The 19,658-nt window shown below is 67.2% G+C and carries 19 protein-coding genes; 9 read left to right on the forward strand and 10 right to left on the reverse strand.

Annotation, left to right across the window (positions count from 1 at the left end):
- Positions 1-61: 61 nt before the first annotated feature.
- Positions 62-1,594, forward strand: a complete 1,533-nt coding sequence (locus ACZ1II_RS22115) for an ABC transporter ATP-binding protein/permease (protein ID WP_465145701.1) — start codon at positions 62-64, stop codon at positions 1,592-1,594.
- On the forward strand, positions 1,591-3,177 hold the full coding sequence (locus tag ACZ1II_RS22120; protein ID WP_465145702.1) for an amino acid ABC transporter ATP-binding/permease protein: 1,587 nt from the start codon (positions 1,591-1,593) through the stop codon (positions 3,175-3,177). The genes ACZ1II_RS22115 and ACZ1II_RS22120 overlap by 4 nt, the downstream gene beginning before the upstream one ends.
- Positions 3,178-3,181: 4 nt before the next feature.
- Here the strand turns inward: ACZ1II_RS22120 and ACZ1II_RS22125 are convergent, their stop codons facing one another.
- Genes ACZ1II_RS22125 through ACZ1II_RS22135 form a run of 3 tightly spaced genes read right to left on the reverse strand, consistent with a single transcriptional unit; the run spans position 3,182 to position 4,708 of the window.
- The gene (locus ACZ1II_RS22125) at positions 3,182-3,559 is read right to left on the reverse strand and encodes an ArsR/SmtB family transcription factor (protein WP_465145703.1); all 378 of its coding nucleotides are present in this window, start codon (positions 3,557-3,559) and stop codon (positions 3,182-3,184) included.
- Between the two features lies 1 nt (position 3,560).
- The gene (locus ACZ1II_RS22130; protein WP_465145704.1) at positions 3,561-4,232 is read right to left on the reverse strand and encodes a peroxiredoxin; all 672 of its coding nucleotides are present in this window, start codon (positions 4,230-4,232) and stop codon (positions 3,561-3,563) included.
- A 47-nt stretch (positions 4,233-4,279) separates the two neighbouring features.
- Entirely contained in the window at positions 4,280-4,708 is a 429-nt protein-coding gene (locus ACZ1II_RS22135; protein WP_465145705.1) for a thioredoxin domain-containing protein, read from the reverse strand.
- A gap of 95 nt (positions 4,709-4,803) precedes the next feature.
- Here ACZ1II_RS22135 and ACZ1II_RS22140 point away from each other — a divergent pair, with 95 nt between their 5' ends.
- Entirely contained in the window at positions 4,804-6,741 is a 1,938-nt protein-coding gene (locus ACZ1II_RS22140; RefSeq protein WP_465145706.1) for an energy transducer TonB, read from the forward strand.
- A 66-nt stretch (positions 6,742-6,807) separates the two neighbouring features.
- On the opposite strand, the gene ACZ1II_RS22145 is transcribed toward ACZ1II_RS22140, so the two are convergent.
- Both ACZ1II_RS22145 and ACZ1II_RS22150 read right to left on the reverse strand, forming a co-directional pair.
- A complete protein-coding gene (locus ACZ1II_RS22145) occupies positions 6,808-7,593 on the reverse strand; it encodes a hypothetical protein (protein WP_465145707.1) in 786 nt (261 codons plus the stop codon).
- 109 nt (positions 7,594-7,702) lie between these two features.
- Positions 7,703-8,962, reverse strand: a complete 1,260-nt coding sequence (locus ACZ1II_RS22150) for a S8 family serine peptidase (protein WP_465145708.1) — start codon at positions 8,960-8,962, stop codon at positions 7,703-7,705.
- Between the two features lie 83 nt (positions 8,963-9,045).
- On the opposite strand from ACZ1II_RS22150, the gene ACZ1II_RS22155 reads away from it, so the two are divergent.
- From ACZ1II_RS22155 to ACZ1II_RS22165, 3 genes are all read left to right on the forward strand, one after another.
- On the forward strand, positions 9,046-9,543 hold the full coding sequence (locus ACZ1II_RS22155; protein ID WP_465145709.1) for a sigma-70 family RNA polymerase sigma factor: 498 nt from the start codon (positions 9,046-9,048) through the stop codon (positions 9,541-9,543).
- Positions 9,540-10,337, forward strand: coding sequence for an anti-sigma factor (locus ACZ1II_RS22160; protein ID WP_465145710.1), 798 nt, complete (start codon positions 9,540-9,542; stop codon positions 10,335-10,337). Before ACZ1II_RS22155 ends, ACZ1II_RS22160 begins: the two co-directional genes overlap by 4 nt.
- A gap of 116 nt (positions 10,338-10,453) precedes the next feature.
- Positions 10,454-11,932 carry an LTA synthase family protein gene (locus ACZ1II_RS22165; protein WP_465145711.1) on the forward strand — a complete coding sequence of 493 codons (1,479 nt, stop codon included), beginning with the start codon at positions 10,454-10,456 and terminating at the stop codon, positions 11,930-11,932.
- Between the two features lie 16 nt (positions 11,933-11,948).
- On the opposite strand, the gene ACZ1II_RS22170 is transcribed toward ACZ1II_RS22165, so the two are convergent.
- Positions 11,949-12,725 (reverse strand): SDR family NAD(P)-dependent oxidoreductase, encoded by a 777-nt coding sequence (locus ACZ1II_RS22170; protein WP_465145712.1) that lies wholly within the window; start codon positions 12,723-12,725, stop codon positions 11,949-11,951.
- An 83-nt stretch (positions 12,726-12,808) separates the two neighbouring features.
- Between ACZ1II_RS22170 and ACZ1II_RS22175 the strand changes: the two genes are divergently transcribed.
- Entirely contained in the window at positions 12,809-13,438 is a 630-nt protein-coding gene (locus ACZ1II_RS22175) for a sterol desaturase family protein (RefSeq protein ID WP_465145713.1), read from the forward strand.
- A 97-nt stretch (positions 13,439-13,535) separates the two neighbouring features.
- Positions 13,536-14,318: an aspartyl/asparaginyl beta-hydroxylase domain-containing protein gene (locus ACZ1II_RS22180; RefSeq protein ID WP_465145714.1), complete on the forward strand. Its 783-nt coding sequence runs from the start codon at positions 13,536-13,538 to the stop codon at positions 14,316-14,318.
- A gap of 90 nt (positions 14,319-14,408) precedes the next feature.
- On the opposite strand, the gene ACZ1II_RS22185 is transcribed toward ACZ1II_RS22180, so the two are convergent.
- From ACZ1II_RS22185 to ACZ1II_RS22200, 4 genes are read right to left on the reverse strand one after another with little or no spacing between them, the layout of a single operon-like run.
- Positions 14,409-15,062, reverse strand: coding sequence for an NrsF family protein (locus ACZ1II_RS22185; RefSeq protein WP_465145715.1), 654 nt, complete (start codon positions 15,060-15,062; stop codon positions 14,409-14,411).
- Positions 15,055-15,621, reverse strand: coding sequence for a sigma-70 family RNA polymerase sigma factor (locus ACZ1II_RS22190; RefSeq protein WP_465145716.1), 567 nt, complete (start codon positions 15,619-15,621; stop codon positions 15,055-15,057). Before ACZ1II_RS22190 ends, ACZ1II_RS22185 begins: the two co-directional genes overlap by 8 nt.
- A gap of 51 nt (positions 15,622-15,672) precedes the next feature.
- Positions 15,673-16,932, reverse strand: a complete 1,260-nt coding sequence (locus ACZ1II_RS22195; protein WP_465145717.1) for a protein-disulfide reductase DsbD family protein — start codon at positions 16,930-16,932, stop codon at positions 15,673-15,675.
- Positions 16,933-16,985: 53 nt separating this feature from the next.
- Complete coding sequence (locus ACZ1II_RS22200) at positions 16,986-17,543, reverse strand: peroxiredoxin (RefSeq protein ID WP_465145718.1); 558 nt, start codon at positions 17,541-17,543, stop codon at positions 16,986-16,988.
- 384 nt (positions 17,544-17,927) lie between these two features.
- Between ACZ1II_RS22200 and ACZ1II_RS22205 the strand changes: the two genes are divergently transcribed.
- Positions 17,928-19,652: a ShlB/FhaC/HecB family hemolysin secretion/activation protein gene (locus tag ACZ1II_RS22205; protein ID WP_465145719.1), complete on the forward strand. Its 1,725-nt coding sequence runs from the start codon at positions 17,928-17,930 to the stop codon at positions 19,650-19,652.
- Positions 19,653-19,658: the final 6 nt, after the last annotated feature.

Below are 19,658 nucleotides of genomic sequence, written 5' to 3' on the forward strand. Positions count from 1 at the left end.
TGTCAAACTTTACTTACATGGTTTACTTAATTTGATCTATGTCAAATTTGCCCGCGTCCTGATGCCCGGCGCCTGGCTTGTCGATATTGCCGGTGCGGCACTCTTCTCGTGGGGGGTGGCGACGGGTGTCGGCGCGGTTGCGGAGGGCGGATCGTCTGCGCTTCCTGCGGCGTGGATTCTCTGCGGCGTGGTGCTGCGCGCACTTGCGACCTGCACGGTCGACCGGATCGCCGTGACGGCGGCGCAGGCAGCAAGTGCCGCGCGGCGGGCCGACTTGTGGCAGAGACTTCTGGGCGGACGGCTGGCGAGACTGATCTCCTCAGGCGAAAGCGCAAATCTGGCGCTGGACCATAACACGGCGATCGAGAATCGCGACGTCCGGTTTTCTCCCATCCGAATCAACGCCGTGGTCGGCCCGCTGGTGGTGGCCGCGATCGTCGTTCCGGCGAGCTGGGTGGCGGCGGCAATCATGCTGGGGACGCTGATACCCTTCACGCTCGGGATGATCCTGGCCGGAACCGCATCCCGCCGCGCTGCCGAGCGGCAACTCGCCGCGCTGGGTGCCCTGTCCGGCCTCTTCGTGGACCGCGTAACCCATCTGCCGCTGATCCGCCATTTCGGCGCCGAAGCGCGCATCGGGCGCCAGGTCCGCACCGCCACCGGGGAAGTGGCCCGCCGCACGGTTTCGGTGCTGCGCACGGCCTTCCTGTCCAACGCCGTGCTGGAATTCTTCTCGGCGCTCTCGATCGCGCTGGTGGCGGTCTACTGCGGCTTCTCGCTGCTCGGCTTGCTGCCGTTTCCGGCGCCCGAGAAGCTCACTCTGGTCCCGGCCTTCTTCGTGCTCGCCATGGCCCCGGAATTCTACCTGCCGATGCGCCGCCTCGCCGCCGCCTATCACGAGAAGCAGCTCGGTGAGGCAGCAGAGAAGGCGCTCGCCCCCTTCGAAGACGCGCCGACGCCGCCCAAGGCCCGGAAGGCCGCCGCCTTCGACGGTCTCCATGTCGAGAACCTCGCCCTCGCCTTCCCCGGCCTTTCGGTAGGCCCGCTCCATTTCGAACTCGAACCGGCGGACCTCGTGGCCCTGTCCGGCCCGACCGGCAGCGGCAAGACGAGCACGCTGGCCGCCATTGCCGGGCAACTCGTGCCGACGCTCGGCCACATCGCCATGCGCTCCGGCCTGCCGCTCGCGCCCGAGGCCGTGGCCTGGGCCGCGCAGCGTCCGCTGCTGGTGACGGGCACGCTCGGCCACAACCTCGCGCTCGCAGCACCGCAGGCCACCGAGGCCGAAGTACTCGCCGTCGCGGAGAAAGTGGGCCTCGGTGACGTGCTGGCGCGGCGCGGCGGCCTTGCCATGCCGGTCGACCACGCCGGTTCCGGCCTTTCGGGGGGCGAGCGGCGCCGCATCGGCCTTGCCCGTGCGATCCTTTCCGCCCGCCCGCTGATCCTCTGCGACGAGCCTACCGCCGACCTCGACGCGGCTTCTGCCGCCATGATCGTCGCCCTCCTCCGCGAACTCTCTGCCGAGCGCTGCATTCTCGTCGCCACCCACCACGCTGCCCTGATCCGCGCCGCCCGCCGGGAGATCGCGCTATGAATTCCGCCAAGCGCCCCCACCTTCTCGCCACCGCCGGTCTCGCCCGCCGCCGCCTGTTCTTCGCCAGCCTTTGCGCGGGCCTCGCCGCCGTAGCCGCAATGGGGCTGCTGGCCGTCTCCGGCTGGTTCCTGACCGCCGCCGCACTTGCCGGTTCCGCGGGTGTCGCCACTGCCATGGCCTTCAACTACCTGATCCCCAGCGCAGCAATCCGCCTGCTGGCGATCGTCCGCACCCTCTCGCGCTACGGCGAGCGCCTGCTCTCCCACAAAGTCGCGCTGGAGGGCATGGCCGACCTGCGCGGCACGCTGTTCGACAAGCTCGCCGCGCAGGACAGCCGCCATGCCCCCGACACTTCCCCCGGCGAAGCCAGCACCCGGCTGATCGACGACGTGGAAGCGCTGGAGGACCTGGTGATCCGCCAACCCGCGCGCCACGCGGCCATCGTCTCCGCACTGGTCAGCCTCGCGCTCGTCGCTTTCGGCGGCTGGGCGGCGCTGCTGTTCCTCGCGGCGATGATGGCGGGCCTGCCGATGCTGTTCCGCCGCCTCTCGGAGTGCCTGACCCGCGCGCCCGCCGAAGCCGCTGCCACGGCGCTGGGAGACCTGCGCATCCGCTACGTCGAACTCGCCGCTTCGCGCGCGGAGATCGCCGCCTATGGCCTCGCCGACCGCGCGCTCGCCGAACTCGAACCGATCGCCGCGCGCCTCGACAAGGCCCGCGCCGGGCTGTTCCGCGCCGAGGCGCTGCAAGGCGCGCTGCTTTCGGTCTACGGCGGCGTGGCAGTGGCAGGCGTCCTGCTGCTGGCGCGCGAATCGGCACCGATGGTGGCGCTGGCCATGCTGGCGACCGCCTCGGCGGTGGAGGCGATGGGCGGCCTGTCGCGCAGCCTGCTGCGCCGCGCTTCGCTCGAAGCAGGACTGCGGCGGATCGCCACGCTCAATGCGCTCTCTGCCGAACTTCAGGAACCCGTAACCGCGGCGGGTGCTCCGCTCACGCTCGGCGCGCGGCAGTTCCGGCCCGGTGCGCGCCTCGCGATCACCGGGGCGTCAGGCTCGGGCAAGACCCGCGTGCTGCTGGCGCTCGTAGGAATGCAGCTGCCGGTCGCCGAGATCGGCATCGACAACGAACCGCTCGAAGCGATCCCCGGCTGGCGCCTGAACAGCCAGTTCGCGCTCTCGCCGCAGGAGGCGCCGATGCTGATCGGCACCGTGGCCGACAACTTGCGCCTCGCGCGCCCCGGCGTGACCGAAGCGGAAATGTGGGACGCACTGGAAGTCGCCCAACTCAACCGGCGCATTCGCCGCAGCGAACAGGGCCTCGATACCCCGGTCAGCGAAGGCGGCGGCATTCTCTCGGGCGGCGAGCGCAAGCGGCTGTCGCTGGCCCGCGCCTTGCTGAGCGGGCGCCCCTGGCTGCTACTGGACGAACCCAGCGAAGGTCTGGATGCCGCCACCGAAGCCGCGCTCGTCGAAAGCCTCAAGCGCTGGCTCGACGACACCGGGAGCGGCCTCGTGCTGGTCTCGCACCGCAAGGCGCCCCTGGCGCTCTGCTCGGAAACGCTGGAAGTCTCCGAACTGCTCTGAGACGTCAGCGAAACACACGGGCGAAGCGCGCCGCGCCGCCCTGCGGTGTGGCCGCCTGACACGGCGCGGGAGCCTTGGCACCGCCCTCCGCCTCGCCGCCGAGCACGGTCAGGGCCTGCGCAATCTCCGCCATCCGCGCGCCGTCGACCTGATAGAACACCTGCTTGCCGTTACGCTGCGAGAGCACGAGTTCCGCCTTGCGCAGGATCGAAAGCTGCTGCGACAGCCCCGGCTGGCCGATGCCGGTCGCTTCCTCGATCTCCCCGACCGCCAGCGGACGCGCGCGGACCGCGTGGAGGATTTGCAGGCGCACCGGATGGCCCAGCGCCCTCAACAGCTCCGCCGTGGCTTCGAATTCGGCGGCGAGGTGGGATTGCGGCATGTCAGCCCTGCTCCTCGTCCGCCGCGCCAAGCGGGGCATGGAACCACCCCAGCGGATCATCGCAGGCCAGCGCCGCCTCGGCGGTCTCGTCCGGCTGGCGCAGCAGCGGCGCGCCGGGCTGCCAGTCCGCCGGAGCCAGCCCCGAGCCGCCGCGCACCGCGCGCAGGGCCGTCAGGATGCGCAGCAGTTCCGGGATCGAGCGGCCCACGGTCAGGGGATAGCTGTTGGTCGCCTGGATCACCCCGTCAGGATCGATGAAATAGGTCATCCGCACGGTCGCGCTGTCATGCGCGTCGCTGCCGACCATGCCGTAGGCCCGCGCGATCTCCATCGTCGGGTCCTCGATGATAGGGAACGGCACGGTGACGCCGATGCTGTCGCGGATCAGGCGTATCCACGCGAGGTGGGAATAGAGACTGTCCACCGAAAGCCCCACGAGCCGGCATCCCAGCGCCGCGAAATCATCGGCGGCGCGCGCGAGCGCCACGACCTCGCTGGTGCAGACCGGGGTGAAGTCCGCCGGATGGGAGAACAGGATCAGCCACTGCCCGCGATAATCGTCGAGATCGAACGCCCCCTGCGTGCTGCGGGCCACGAAGCGCGGCACCACGTCGCCAATCCGCAAGGGCTGCAAGGCCGCCACGCTTCCATACTCACCCTGATCGGTCGTCATCGCGCGACAGTTACAAGATTATTCGGATGCGTAAACTCTCGCTGCCTTCATTGTCCGCATGCAGAGGCCATCGCGCGCAGTTCCGCCTCGACGAGGCCCCGATTGCGCACGGCACATACCGCGCCGGTGCGATCGGTCATCACGGCATAGGGCAATCCGGTTCCCTTTCCAGCCGATGTCCGGCGCAGCAGATCCCATCCCTCCCGCTCGGACAGGGCCAGCTTCTGCCGGGCCGAAAAGCGACGTGTGAGTTCCAGGCCGCGTGCGCTCTCATCCAGCGAGACGACCAGCAGGCGACGAGGCCGGGCCGCCCGCTCCAGTTCCTCGAAACGCGCAAGTTCCGCGAGACAGGGCGCGCACCAGGCGGCAACGAAAAGCAGGACCGAATCCGCCGGTGCATCGAGCCGTGCCGGTGCCTGCACTTGTGCCCGCAAGGTTCCGGAAAAAACGAGCGACAGTAACGCGAAAGCTATCAAGGCTTTAATTTGCGACATAATGCTCTTTGGTAGAGTGCGCGGATCGACGCGTTTCGGGGGCCATCATGTTCGGTATTATTGCGCAATCCATCCTCTTGGCAACGGCACCGGCTGCTTCGGCAGAAGCCGCCCCGGCGGCGAAACCGGCCACGCTTCAGCAGCAGTTCGACGCCGCCAGCGAGTCCGCATCGTCCGGCCAGTGCAGCGAAGCCGTTACGGCTTTCGAAGCACTGGAACGCAACCCTGCCGCCATGAAGTCCCCGATCGTCCAGGGTGCGATCGGCGTTCGCAAGGGCGGCTGCCTCATCAAGCTGCACCGCAGCGATGAAGGTGAAGCGGCGATCCTCGCAGGTCTGCCCATCGTCGCCGCAGCGGGAGAAGGTTTCGCGGGCGATGTGCTCAATGCTCACCTCAACCTCGGGAACGCGGCCCGCTCTCAACTGGACTACGAGCGCGCCGCCAACGAGTTTCGTCTGGCCCTGGCCTCGGCCGGCAAGGAAGGACGATTCCTGCCGCTGCTCGGCCTCTCCCAGGTGACCGTGTTCGACCGCGGACCGGAACCTCTCGCCTATATCGACGAGGCCACGCGCATCGCCGACGATACGCCTTCTCTCGACAAGGACTTTCGGGCGCAGCTGCTCACGCTCAAATCCCGCATTCTCCTGAACCGGGGGGACAAGGAAGCGGCCTATGCGCTGCTCAAGAATGCGCTGAAGCTTCAGGGCGGCCTCACGTTGAAAGTATCGCTCAACGACGTCGCCACGCGTTCCGACCTGGCGATCGCGGCGATGCTCCTGAAGCTTCGGGAAGATGCCCGCAAATACCTTGCCTATACCGGGGCGGGCCGGATGGACCAAGCGCCGTTCTCCCGGGCGGAGAATATGGACGTGCCGCTTTGCGGATCGACCAGTGGCCTCACGCCGACCGACTTTGCCGTCGTGGAACTCAGCATCGACGACGACGGCTCGGCTTTCGCGGTTCAGCCGATCTATTCCACCGGCGGGCGCGACGTGGCCCTGGCCTTTGCCCGCGCTGCCTCACGCTGGTCCTGGGAACCCGCCAAGGTCAAGGAGATCAAACCGTTCCTGCGCTACGCCATGCGCGTCGAGATGCGATGCACCGTGGCTGCGGACCGGGCCCAGATTTCCGGCCCCCTGACCGCACGTTTCCAGGCCTGGGCCGCGCCGCTGGTCGGAGGCGATTTGCGCGGACGCACCGATGGCGAAGTCGCGGCACGAGCAGCCGCCTTGCTGGAATCCTCGCGCAAGGACCGGAAAGACGAACAGACCGTCGCCCTGCTGGGCACTCTGGCGATGAACCCGGTCGTTGGCAGCGTTCAGGGGGATGCCTACCTGACGGAAGCCCTGGCCCTGGCCGAAAGCCGCAAGATGCCGGTCGAGGCGACGAACTGGCTGCGCTTCAAATCCGCGACCAGTAGCAACGACCGGCGCCCGGCGCAGGCCCGCACCGCGCTTCGCGAACTGCTGCCCGTGGTCACGGCTTCCGGAGACGCGCTGGCGATCGATACCGTACGCCTCCAGATCGCATCGCCCGGCTACCGGCTCGGTGTGCCGGTGGACGGACCGCCCCTGCGCGAGGCGGTGATTGCCGATCCGGCTCTTCCCGCCGATCATCCGCTGAAGATCAACGCCCTCCTGCAAAGCGCAACCTGGGCCGCGCAGAATCGGGACTTCGTGCGGGCGCAGGAGATATTCGAGCAGACCGGGCTCAGCAGCGAGCAATGCGCCATCATCGGCGCAGCACCCGCCATGCGGCGCACCGGGGTGAGTGCGGGCGACTATCCGATGGAAGCGGCGCGCATGGGCTTCGAAGGATGGGCGCGAGTCGAATTCGACGTGGACCCCGCAGGACATACCCGCCAGCAGCGGGCGCTGATCGCCTATCCGCCCTTCGTATTCTCCGATGCGGCTTCGACCATGGCGAAGGATTTCCTTTATGAAAGCAGCTATCGCCCCGGCGGCGACACTGCCTGCTCAGCCGCGTCCCAGAACATCGCCTTCCGCATGAACTGACGCGGGATAAGGCACTGCCACGGCGAAGACTTTTCTTCGCCGTGGCAGTGCTTCAGCGCGGCAGGCTTATTCGCTGCCGCTGCCACCGAGGCTCACTCCAACGGAAGCCGAGCCGCTCGCCCCGTTCCGCGAAGCCGAGCCGCTGCCCGATCCTGTCGCACCGGCGCTGTGGCCGCCTGCGCTTGCGGCGCCCGCGCCATTGCCCGCAGCATCCGCCGAACCGGTGGAGAGGCCGGTCGCGGTCTCGCGCGCCTTGTCGCCGAGGCCTTGCGTCTGCTGTGTGACGGCGTTGCGGGCCGACTGGGCACCGTCGGTCACGCGGCTGGTCAGCCCGGAAGCCGCACCCGTCGCGCCGGAAAGATCGGCCGCGCCGGCCAGGTTGCCCGCGCCTGCTGCCGAGCCGCCATTGCCCGAGCCTGAGACGGCGCCCGTTCCCGATCCCGCCGCCGAAGCGCTGCCTGCCGCACTCGACAGGGCCGAGCGGGTGGAATCGACCAGACCACTCGCCCGCGACCCGGCGCCGCTGCCCACATTGCTAGCCGCCGCCGTCGCGCCCGAGGTATCCGGTGCTTGCACCTGCGGCGCCTTCACCGACTTGCTGGCATGCCCGCTGCCATTGGCCCGCGAGGAAACGCTCCGGCTGGCCCGCGAAGCGCTGATATCGCCTGCACCGCTGCCCGCACCGTCGATCGAGCTGCCGATGCCTCCGAGCGTGCCGCCCAAGGAACCGCCAAGCGAGCCGCCCAGCGAACCACCAAGGCCGCCCCCGCCAAGAAGCTGGGCATTGGCCCCATGCGGTGCAGCAACGAGAGCGAGCGTGGCGATTGCGGTCCCGAGAGTGAGCTTGTTCATGATTCTGCTCCTTCCTTTTTCTCCACACCCGTTCGGTGTGTCTGCTGGAAGGAACGGATGGCGCCCCGCCTTTCATCCGCGAAAGGCGCGAATTTTTTCCACTCCCCGTTCAGAGACCACTGCGACAGGCGCTGCAAAGCACCCCGCGCCCGGTCCTGCGGGTGCCCTTTATCGCTTCGGAATCCACGGCTTTCAGCGCTTTCGCCCCGCTCCCCAGCCGGGCCTGCCACGCGGCGATCCGCGCGGCGGCGAGCGGGGCTGCATAGGAAGTCCCCCGCAGCGAAACCCGCCCGCGTCCGGGAACGAGCGCCGAGATATCCGCCCCCGGCGCCGCATAGTCGAGATGCGCCGCCTGCCCTGCCTCGATCAGCACCCGCCCGGCGCGATCGACCCCGGTCACCGCCACGACACCCGGATAGGATGCCGGAAAGGCAGGCGGTGCCGCCGCCCCGTTGTTGCCAACCGCCGCGACGATCACCATGCCCTTTCCCTGCGCCCCCGCCACCGCGCGCGCCAACAGGGGATTGGGCGGTCCGACCAGACTGATCGAGACCACCGGCACCCCCTGCCCCTGCATCCAGCCGAGCGCCCTCGCGATCGCCAGCGCATTCCCCCCTGCCGGATCTGTGCCGTAGACGTCCGCGCCGTAGATCTTCGCCGTCCCGGCCCCCGCCAGCAGCGAGGCGATCGCGCCGGCATGGTCGCTGGCCTTCGGCGCGCCGGATGCAAAGCCGCGCTGCGCGGCCAGTCGAGAGGACCCCGCGATCCCGCCATCGATGACGCCGACGGTGCCGCCCCGAGGAAGAGGTGCTGGCAGAGCCGCCGCCTTGCCTGCTCCGCCCGGCTGCGACGCCGCACCGGACGGGAAATGAAGCTGATCGGCGGAAATCTCGCGGCCGGGAAGCGCCTTTCGCAAGTCCCGCACCGCTTTGGCGAGTGGTATGCCCTCCGGTGTGCCGAGCCGCGCATAGGCAAGACCCAGCACCTCGATCTCGGCCTGCTCCAGAACGGCATAGCCCTTGCCCCGCGCGATCTCCAGCGCGGCAGGATCGGGGTCCAGCAGGAGCACTTCGCCGCGCACCGCCGCTTGATGGTCGTCATCCCATTCGACCCGGTCGCCATGACCGGAGACGTAACCGCCGATCCGCTGGAGGCGCTCGCGCGCCATGGAACGAACGTCGCGCACCGCCTCGCCCAGTGACTCACTCAGCGGCTCGGTCACTGGCGACGCTGTATCCCGCACCGTTTCGCCGAGCGTCCTGCCCGCACGGCCGACCGTGCCCAGCGGATCGCCCGGCAGAAGCTGCGCCCGCAAAGGCGCCGCCACCAGCACTGCCGCCATAGTAGCCAGGATCGCGACTGTTCTCATCAGCTTGTCCATCGTGAAAAATCGTAGCACTCAGGGATGAAACGCCAAGGCTCATGCGTTTCATCCCATAGGCAAGATATTCGATGAGCACAGACCGCTTCTTCCAAGAGCTGACCGCCCTGCTGCCGCGCCTGCGGCGGTTCGCGCGCGGCCTCGCTCGCGATGCGGCCGATGCCGACGACTTGTGTCAGCAGACGGTTGAACGCGCGCTCAAGTCCCGCCAGCAGTGGCAGGAGGGGACGCGGCTCGACGCATGGGTTTACAGGATCATGAGAAACCAGTGGATCGACGAGACAAGGGCGAGAACGCGGCGTTCGCAGACTTTCGTTCATGAAGAAGAAGGCCTCGGCGTGGGCGCGCCGGGCGACCGCGATGCCGAAAACCTGGTCGAACTCGGCAATGTCGGCCGCGCGCTGGCACGGCTGCCCGAGGAACAGCGCGAAGCGGTGATGCTCGTGCTTGTCGAGGGCTTTGCCTACAAGGAAGCCGCCGAGATCATCGGCATTCCGCAGGGCACTCTGACCTCGCGCCTTGGCCGGGGCCGCGAGGCCCTCCTGCGCGAACTGGGAGAAACGGCGTGACCGTGACCGACGAGGAACTGACGGCCTATGCCGACGGCGAGCTTTCCGAAGCCGATGCCGCGCGCGTCGCCGCGGCGGTTGCGGCCGACCCCACCCTTGCGGGCAAGCTGGCGGCGCAGCGCCGCCTGCGCGCCCTGCTGGGCGGTACTTTCGATCCGGTAGCGGCCGAGCAAGTACCCGAAGAACTGACGCTGCTGATCGCAGCCGCCGCGGCGCAAGAGGCGGAAGAGGAGATGACCGATGCCGATCAGCCCTCCGCGCAAGTTCCCGTTCCGCCGCCGATCATAGATTTGGGCGCGGTCCGCCGCCAGCGCGAGACCGGAACGGTAGCGCGCGGGAACCGCCCGCGACTGGCCCGAAGCTGGGGCATCGGCCTCGCCGTGGCCGCCTCGCTGGTTCTGGGCCTCATGATCGGTACCCGGCTCCACCACGGCAACGTCACCGAACGGAGCGGAATGCTGCTGGCCTCCGGCGATCTCTCCCGGCGGTTGGACAGCCAACTCGCATCGCAACCAACCGGAGATTTGCGCATTCTGGCGAGCTTCCAGCGCAAGGACGGGAACTATTGCCGGGTCTATGCCGCTGCGACCTCCTCCGGCATCGCCTGCAAGGACACCGGCGAATGGGTGCTCGAACGGGTGATCGGCAATACCGGCGGCGAAAAGGGAGCAGACTATCGCCAGGCCGGGTCCAGCCAGACCGATCTGATGGCGGCGGCGCAGGACATGGCCGCGGGCGATCCGCTGGATGCCGCGCAGGAACGCGAAGCCGCGGCCGGGGGCTGGCGGAAATAGGCCGGAGGCAGACGCCGGATGACAGCCTTGGTCGTCCCCGCTATGAGCGCGCTTCCGCCCGCTGAACGATGGTCGAACGGTGCTGGGCTCATGAATCCGGGTTGCACGGCAGTACAGTGACTATCGAAGGACTGACATTCGCGGCGCTGCCGCTCGGCGCCATCCTGCTTGACGGACTGGTGCGTCCAAGGCGTGACGGCTTCCCGCTCTCGATCGGACGCAGCCTCTCCGGCACCTTGCTCCTGCTCTGGATGATGACGGCCCTTGCGGGTCTCTTCCTCCTGGTCAGCGGCAATATCCCGGTCTCGGTCAGCCTCGCACTCGGCGTGCTGGCCCTGCTGGCGGTGGCCTCCAATGCCAAGCATGCGATGCTCGGCGAGCCGCTGCTCTTTTCCGATCTCGCCCTTATCGGGGCGATATTTCGCCATCCGCAGTTCTATCTTTCCGCAGTCGCGATCTGGCAGCGGACCGTGGCCGGTATCATCGCGCTCCTCCTCCTGGCACTGCTCGCCTGGTTGTTCGTCCCGGCGCCTCAGCCGCACCTGATCGGATTGGGGACACTGGCTGCGAGCCTCGCGATTCTCGTGCTTTCCCTGAAGACCGCGCCCATCCGCCGTCTGGCAGCGACACCGGCTGCACACGCCGACGTACAACGCCATGGCCTGCTGCCGACGCTGCTGCTGTACTGGCTGCGCTGGCGCGAAAGCCAGGACCCGGCACCATGCGACGCCCCCCTTCGCCAGCCGGTCGCAGAAGCCCCCGAACTCGTCGTCATCATCCAGTGCGAGAGCTTCGCCGATCCTGTCGAGCTGTTCTCGGACCCAGGCCTGGCCCTGCCCGGACTTGCAGCCGCACGGGCGAGTGCCTGGCAATCCGGTCCGCTCCAGGTGAGCGGTTTCGGCGCCTATACGATGCGCTCGGAATACGGGGTTCTTTTCGGTCTCGACGAGGAAGAACTGGGCTTTCGGCGCTACGACCCGTTTCTCACCGCCCTGGGCGATGCATCCCATGCTCTTCCGAATCGCCTGAGCGTCGCAGGCTGGCGCAGCCTTTTCGCCCATCCCCATGACATGCGCTTCTATGGCCGGGACCGGATCATGCCCGCGGCCGGTTTTGCGCAGCTCGTCGGAGAGGATCGCTTTGCACCTCCTGCCGATGGCGAGGGCCGTTATGTCACGGATGCGGCCATGACCGAGGAAATCGTCTCGCTCGCTGCCGATGCGACCGGGCCGACCATGATCTACGCCGTCACGATCGAGAACCACGGCCCCTGGGCGCCGGACGGAGAAGCCAGCGGCGATCTCAAGCAAAGCTACATGCGCCTCGTGCGCAAAAGCGATACGATGCTGTCCGTCCTCGCCGGGCGCCTTGGCACGCTCGGCCGCCCTGCCCTTCTCGTGTTCTTCGGCGATCATCGCCCCAGCATTCCCGGCGCGACGGCCCCCGGCGGAGACCGGCACACGCCCTATGTGATGATTCGCCTGGATCACGCCGGTAACCCCGTGCCCGGCGAGCATCGTCAGGCCGACCTGACGCCTGCCGGCCTGCACCACGCCATCCTCGGCGCGATCCTGGGTGACCTCCTGCCCGAGTAGCGCGCATCCTGCCGGTTTATGACGGAGGAGAGAGCGACAGGAGCAGGCGATCGCGCAGGAAGCGCGGCAAGAGCCGGTCGAACAGCCGCAGCGCCGCGAAAGGCCAGGGAATGATGGCATGCGCCTTGCCGCTCGCCGCCGCCCTGGCGATCCGGGCGGCGACCTCATCCGGTTTCAGCATCAGCGGCTTTGGCCCCGGCACCTGACGCCCGGCGGCGGTGTCGATGAAACCGGGAGAAACCAGCGTCACTTTGACCCCGTGCTCGCGCATGCCCAGTCGCAGCGCATCGGCGAATCGGGCCAGTCCCGCCTTCGAGCCGGAATAGGCAGCGGCAAAAGGCAGGGCATGGAAGGCGGCGGCCGATCCGATCAGGACGATCGAACCCGATCGGCGCTCGGCCATCCGCCCCGCCAGAGCTGCGGCCATGGCGGCAGGTGCCGCGAAATTGACGATCCCCAGCTTCCCGACGAGTGCCGGGTCCTCCACTTTGTCCCCTTCGGCCCGAACATCGCCCAGACCGGACGCCAGAAGCGCCAGGTCGATGGGCCACGCACTATCCTCCGTAAAGATCGCCTGGGCTGCGGCGGCAACGTCCGAAATATCCAGCGACCTCACCTCGACCACGGCCCCGCGGCTCCGGCAGGCCTCTGCCAGCACGGAAAGGCGCGTCAGATCCCGGCCCCAGAGAGCCAGCCGAACGCCCGGAGCCGCGTAAAACCGGGCCAATGCCCCGCCGAGTCCGCCCGAGGCGCCGGTAATGAGAATGTTTTTTTGTGGGGTGCCGGAATTCATGCCGCTGCATCCGAGCAATGGGCCTGCATTGTCAACATCTCAGCGTATTAGGGTAGTATTGGCTTGACACTTACCGGCGCCTGATGTTCGAGATCGACGCAATGCCCGTGCTGAATCCTAGTCCGCAACGTATACGTTTGTTCAAGAGCGAGAAGCTCGAACGGCTCACGTTGATCTCACCCCGTTTCTTTGCGGTCGCTTGGGCTGTGCTGCTTCCGGCCATCGCCTGGGCAGGCTGGGGAGCGGTCGGCCCGCTTGCAGGCGCGGGCCTGGTCCTGGCCGGGCTGGGGGTGTGGAGCCTCTTCGAATATGTGATGCACCGCTACATGTTCCACCTGGAATCAGAGGTTCCGGTGCTGAAATGGTTCGTGTTCCTGATGCACGGCAACCACCACGATGCGCCCAACGACCCCTTGCGCAGCCTGATGCCGCTCGGCGCCAGCGTACCGATCGCCCTCGCGGTCTGGGGTGCCTTCGCGCTGCTGTTCGCAGGGGCCGGCACATGGCTGTTCCTGGGCTTCATGATCGGATACGTGATCTACGACGTGGTCCACTATGCCTGCCATCACTGGTCGATGAAAGGCCGGCTCGGCGCTGCTCTTAAGCGTCACCACATGCGTCACCACTATGTCGACGAGAGCGGGAACTACTCGATCTCGGCCATTTTCTGGGACAATGTGTTCGGCAGCAAAATCCGCTCGCTGAAGCGGTAAACGATCGAGAAATGACCGGCGGCTTCGCTCAGAGTGTGTACAAGCACACTTTGAGGCACGCTTTCGTTGTCCTGAAAGAAGTATAAGGAGCAGTTTCTTGAACTGGCAACAGACCCTCAACTCGCGCGGTTGGAAGGTTCCCTTCGTCAACAAGTCGCTGTTTCAGATCGGAAAGGAACTTCGCCCCAAGATCGACGGCATTATCATGCGGAATTCGAAGATTCCCGATGCCGCGGTTCAGGACAAGAGCTATTTTCCCTGGATGGCAGAACTTGAGAGTCAATGGGAAACCATTCGCGACGAGGCCGTGCGCATCCGGACCGAAGACATTCCTTCGCTCGGCGACATCTCCTTCGATCATGGCCGGATCGCGGCGGATCGCCGCTGGCGCGCCTTCTTCCTGAAGGGCTACGGCTATCGCCTTCAGAAGAACGCCTCGCGCGCACCGTTCACGGCTGCCGCCATCGAGAAAGTCCCAGGGCTGGTAACGGCCAACTTCTCCGTCCTCGAGGCTGGCGGCCACATTCCGCGCCATTGGGGCATGACCAAGGGCATGCTCACCTATCACCTCGCCTTGAAAGCGCCCAAGGAGCGGGAAAAGTGCCGCATGCACGTCGAGGGTGACGACAAGCTGCATGTCCTGACCTGGGAACCCGGCCAGTCCTTCCTGTTCGACGACATGTTCAACCACGAAGTCTGGAACGAGACGGACGAGGACCGTTACATCCTGCTCATCCAGATCAAGCGCCCCTGCCGCTGGCTGGGCAGCCTGATCCAGAACACGTTCCTGTTCGGCGTGCGCCATTCACGCTTCGTGAAGGACATAACCAAGGCCATCGAGCGCGCAGGCAACAATCCCGCCCCTCAGGAACAGCCCTGACCCGTTCCATGATCTGACGGACTCTCCGCCTAGTCGCTCCTCGCACACCGCCTGGAGCGATCCAGCGCACCGAAATGGCAGCTTCGCGTCCTAGGCGTGCCGCATCCGCTCCCGCGACAGCGCGATACCCCTGCGGCCCAGCAGCACGGTGATCCCACCCAGCAGCAGCCCGGCCACGAGGTGCGCGGCGAAATCCATCGCCGAGAGTTCTACCGGATGGCAGAACGCCAGCAGGCCGAACGAGAAGAACGTCGCCCCCAAGCCAGCCAGGCCCAACGACCGGACCGGCTTCAGCGAACGTGTCCGCCTGAGAGCAAGGATTCCGACGAGGACCATCGGGAGGCCGGCGGTCACGATGAACGTGAAGCAATAGCTGCCCTCGCCCAGCGCGCCGCGCGGATCGTCCGAGATCGCGATGCTGAAGGCCGCCAGCGCAAGCCATGCCGCCACGCCGCCGCCAATCCAGACCTTCCCCCGAACCGCGCCTCCGGGAATGCTGACGGAGAGTGCCGCCATGAACGCAGCAACGCCGAGCATCAGCGAAACCACGATATTGGCAGCGGCGACGATCGCGAGCGGGTCCGACCAATTCGTGCTGCTACGGTGCACGAGATTGGTCGCCAGATAGCCCAGCCCCAGCGCCAGCGGCGCCCAGAGCAGCGTTCTCATCCATGCCGGGGAGACGCGGCGGACAGGACCGGCATCCGCGCTGAGCGCATCGATGAGCGTTGCATGATCAGCCATGTGTCTGCTTTCCATGTTCGCGCAGCTTCACGATCGCGCGGTGCAGCAGGGACTTCACCGCCGATACCGAAAGCCGGCTCTCCTGCGCCGCCGCATCCAGCGACATTTCGCGCAGCTTCACCATTTCCACCATCTCGCGTTGCCTTTCGGGCAACAGGCCAAGCATTCCGTCAAGCTCCGCCTCGGCACCGACCCGCTCGAAAGCGGCGGCGGCACGGGTATCGACAGCCAAGGCCAGCGCCGCCTCGTCACGTACTTCCCGGCTGCGGGAGCGGCCCTGCCGCCGCAGCGCATCGATCGTGCGCGCCGATGCAATAGCGGAAATCCACGGCAGCAGCGGCAACGCAGGGTCGTAAGTATGCCGCAGGCGATGCACGGCGATCAGCACGTCCTGCACGACATCCTCGATCAGGGTCTCGTCAAAGATCCGGCGGCGCACGCGAATGCGGATCGCCGGAACCACGGCGCGCAGGACGAGCCGATAGGCGCGCTGGTCACCATCCTGCGCACGGCGCATGAGGTGTGGCCATTCGTCTTCGAGGGGCAGGTCGTCCGGCACGTGCTGGCTACGAGGTGCCCGCTGCCGGCAATCGGGATTTCATCATCGCCGTCATCCCTTCCCGCCCGCAGCCGCTTCGAGCGCCGCCACGACTGTCCCGGTATCTAGGACCTGCGACAGGATCACCGGAGCGCCGCCCCCCGCCGGATAGACGAGGTAGAGCGGCAGCCCGGATCGTCCGAGGTCCATCATAGCCTTCTCGATGCGCGCGTCATAGCCCGTCGAATCCGCCACCATATAGGTCGTTCCGGTGCGCGCGAGGGCGGCCTTGAACGCAGCGGTGGAAAGGACGGCCTTTTCGTTGACCTTGCAGGTGAGGCACCACTCTGCCGAGAAATCCACGAAGACCGGGTGTCCTGCGCTGCGTTCGGCCGCGACCCGCTCGGGCGACCAGGGCACCGGACGGCTCTGCACCGGGGCTGCCGATGCCGATGCCGATGCCTTTGCGATTTCGGGCGGGGCAGAGGCAAGGAAGCCGTTGCCGGACCAGAGACCGAAAACGATCGCCAGCACTCCTGCGGCAGCCACGCCGTGGAGCGCGCCGGAAGGTCGTCCTGCCATTCGCTGCCTCTGGGCCATGCCGAATAGCCATCCGGCAAAAGCCAGTGCCAGCGCGCAGCCGAGCATCACCGCTAGGCCGGAACTGCCGGTCTGCTGCGCCAGCACCCAGAGCAGCCATGCGGCGGCGGCCAGCATGGGGAAAGCCAGCGCATGCTTGAGCGTCGTCATCCAGGCGCCCGGACGCGGCAGGCGCCGCGCCAGTGCCGGGCTGAAGGAGAGCAGCGTGAAAGGCGCCGCCACGCCCGCACCGAGCGCCGCAAAAATGGCAAGGGCAGCCAGCGGCGGCTGTACGAGCGCATAGCCGATCGCACCCGCCATGAACGGCCCGGCGCAAGGCGTGGCGACGATCACGGCAAGCGCTCCGGTCAAGGCCGCCCCCAGCAGCCCTTCCCTGCCGTCCAGCTGCTGGCCCATGCGCTGGAGGCCAAGACCGAACTCGAAGACGCCGAACAGGTTCAGCGCCGACCCCAGCAACACGAGGACCAGCACCGCCACGACCAGCGGCGACTGGAGCTGGAAGCCCCAGCCCACCGCCTGTCCGCCTGCCCGCAAGGCCACAAGCGTACCCGCCAGCGCCAGCATCGCCAACAGAGTGCCTGCGAAGAACGCAGCCCCTTCCTGCCGCATCCGGCGCGGATCGCCGCCCTGGCGCGCAAGACCGAAGGCCTTGAGCGAAATGATCGGAAATACGCATGGCATGAGATTGAGGATCACGCCGCCGAGGAAGGCGGAAAGGATGGCGACGAGCATGGTTGAGGCCTCGCGGACGGCAGGAGGAAGACGAAACGAAGAGTGCGGCGTAATCAGCCGTGCTTCGCCTTCCAGGCGCGGACGGCGGCCATCGTCTTCTGGATATGGGCCTGAGGATTGCCATCCGTATAGCTCAGGAGAATCGTGCCGTTCGGCGCGATCACGAACGAGGTCCGCTCGGAGATCGCCTGCTTCGCGCCTTTCATCACGTTATCGAATTTCGCCGCGACTTTGGCGCCGGGATCGGCGGCAACCGCAAACTTGTCCCGGCATTCCGACTTCGAGAATTCGGCGACGCGCTCGACGTTACCCGCCGTCACGCCGATGACCGTGGCGCCCATCCTGTCGAAATCGCCGGTCGCTTCGGCGAAGAGATGCGCTTCCACCGTGCAGCCTGAGGTGAAGGCAGCCGGGAAGAAGTAGAGAACGACCGGGCCTTTCTTCAGCGCCCTGGCCAGCGACAGGTCGAACGGCTTGCCGCCGCGCGCCGCGTGCAGGGTGAAGTCGGGTGCCCTGGCTCCTTTCGCAAGCGCCGCGAAGCTCTGCGTCGGCATGGCCGTGAGCAGGAGACCCATGGCAAGCGACAGGGCGGCTTTGATTCGGGTTTTCATCAGCGGTTCTCCAATGCGATTGCGGTGAAGGACGCGCCCTGCCGGGCGGCCTGACCTGCTGTTCGCTGGAACCGGGCGAAAAGTTGCGGCAGCAGCCTGCCGATCGCGAAATTTGTTTTTCAGCGGCAACAGGCCCCCTGCTCGGCCCGGCCTCTCGTCCAGACGAGTGCAGCAATACGGCGGGCAATCGGCGCCGATTTCCGGCCACTGCAAAAAACCGGCTTGTTACGCAAAATCAACGTTTTCCCGTCTATATAAACGTTAACGCTCCATTCGGCACGTCGAGATGATCGCCTGTGGTCGTGCATCAGAGACACTTTTTCCGTCTCGCCCGGCGCCGTTCTGGCTTCGGCGCGATTCCTTACATGACAGGACAGAATTTCGATGTTGAAGCGCCTTGCGGCCGGCGGGACGATCCTGATGATCGCGCTGGAAATCCCGTCGCCGTCCTATGCCCAGACCGCGTCGCAGATCACCCCGCCCAGCTTCGCGCCGCCGCCGCCGCAAGTCGATGCGCCCATCGTCATTCCCCAGGGACTCGGCGCGCAGGCGCCTGCCGGAGCCGAGGCGATCGAACTTCAACTCGGCGATGTCGTGGTGGAAGGTGCAGCAGTCGATCCGCGCGCGCTGGTTGAGCTTCGCGAGACTCTCCTCGAGCATCCGGTCAAGCTGACCGAGGTATTTGCCGCCGCGCGCGCGCTGGAAGCGGATTTCGCCCGTCACGGCCATCTGCTGACCCGCGTCACCGTACCGGCGCAGAGCCTCGACAAGGGCGCAACGCTCAAACTGGTGGTGGTCCAGGGCTTCATCGAACGGGTCGACGTGACCGGCCTGCCCCGGCAGGTGCAGCGCCGCATCGCCGCGACCCTGGCCTCGCTCCAGGGCAGCACGGACATGACCCAGGCCGACCTCGAACGCCGCCTGCTGATCGCCGCCGACGTGCCCGGCGTGGCCCTGCGCTCGACGCTCGCCGCTGGAGAAAAGCCGGGCGGCACCGTGCTGGTGGTGGAAGGAACATACCGCCCGATCGGCGTGCTGCTGTCGGTGGACAACAGCCTGCCGAGCGCACTCGACCGCGAGAACTACGGCATCGGCGTGACCTTCAACAACGTGCTCGGCGCGGGCGAGACGGTCTACCTGCGCGCCGCCGGTATTCCCAATGTCACCCATGACAACAGTTTCCTCGATCCGGCGCCGCGCAACCGCATGCTGGCTGCCGGGGCCATCGTCCCGATCGGCCATGACGGGCTGCGCCTCAATGTCGAAGGCACCGATGTCCGCACCGCGCCGCGCCATACCGACACGGCGCCCGGCTTCGGCACCCATTTCAAGCGGCTCTCCACGCGCCTGAGCTATCCGTTCATCCGCAGCCGCGCCGTCAATGTGATCGGCGAGGTGTCCTTCGACGTGCAGGACGAAAACGTCCGGATCATCGATCCGCTGACCCTGCCCATCTCGCTCGACCGCCTGCGCGTGCTGCGCAGCGCCGTGGACGGACGCGCGGCCCTGCCGGGCAACGGCTCGGTCCGCCTGCGGGCGGAGGTTTCGGCCGGTATCGACGCGCTGGGCGCCCGCTCGGCAGCGGATGCCACGCCGGTCCAGCCGCTGTCCCGCGCGGGCACGGATGCCGACTTCCAGAAGCTGACCGTCGATGCCGGGATAGAGCAGCCGCTGGCCCGCCATCTCGCGCTCTCCGCCAACGGCCATGCCCAGACCTCGTTCGGGCAGGTCATGGCCAATGCCGAGCAGATCGGCATCGCCAGCGCCGACGGCCTTTCCCCGCTCTATTCCGGCACCCTGCAAGGCGATAGCGGATACGTGGTGCGCGGCGAGGTACAGACGCCGTTCGACCTGCGCTCCGGCGGTCTGTTCGCGCGTATCGCCCCCTACGGCTTCGCCGCCCATGGCCAGGTCCACCTGGAGCAGCCGACCGTCGTCGAGCGCCGCAATACCGGCGCCACCGCCTACGGCCTCGGCCTGCGGCTCAACGGCCAGACTTCCGGCAGCGGCGCGGGCATTTCCGCTTCGCTCGAATATGGCCGCGCCAAAATCGAAGGAATCCGCCGCGAAACCGACCGCGTCTCCTTCAGCATCCTGACCCAGTTCTGAGGACAC

It is taken from the genome of Novosphingobium sp. BL-S-20, assembly GCF_055521635.1.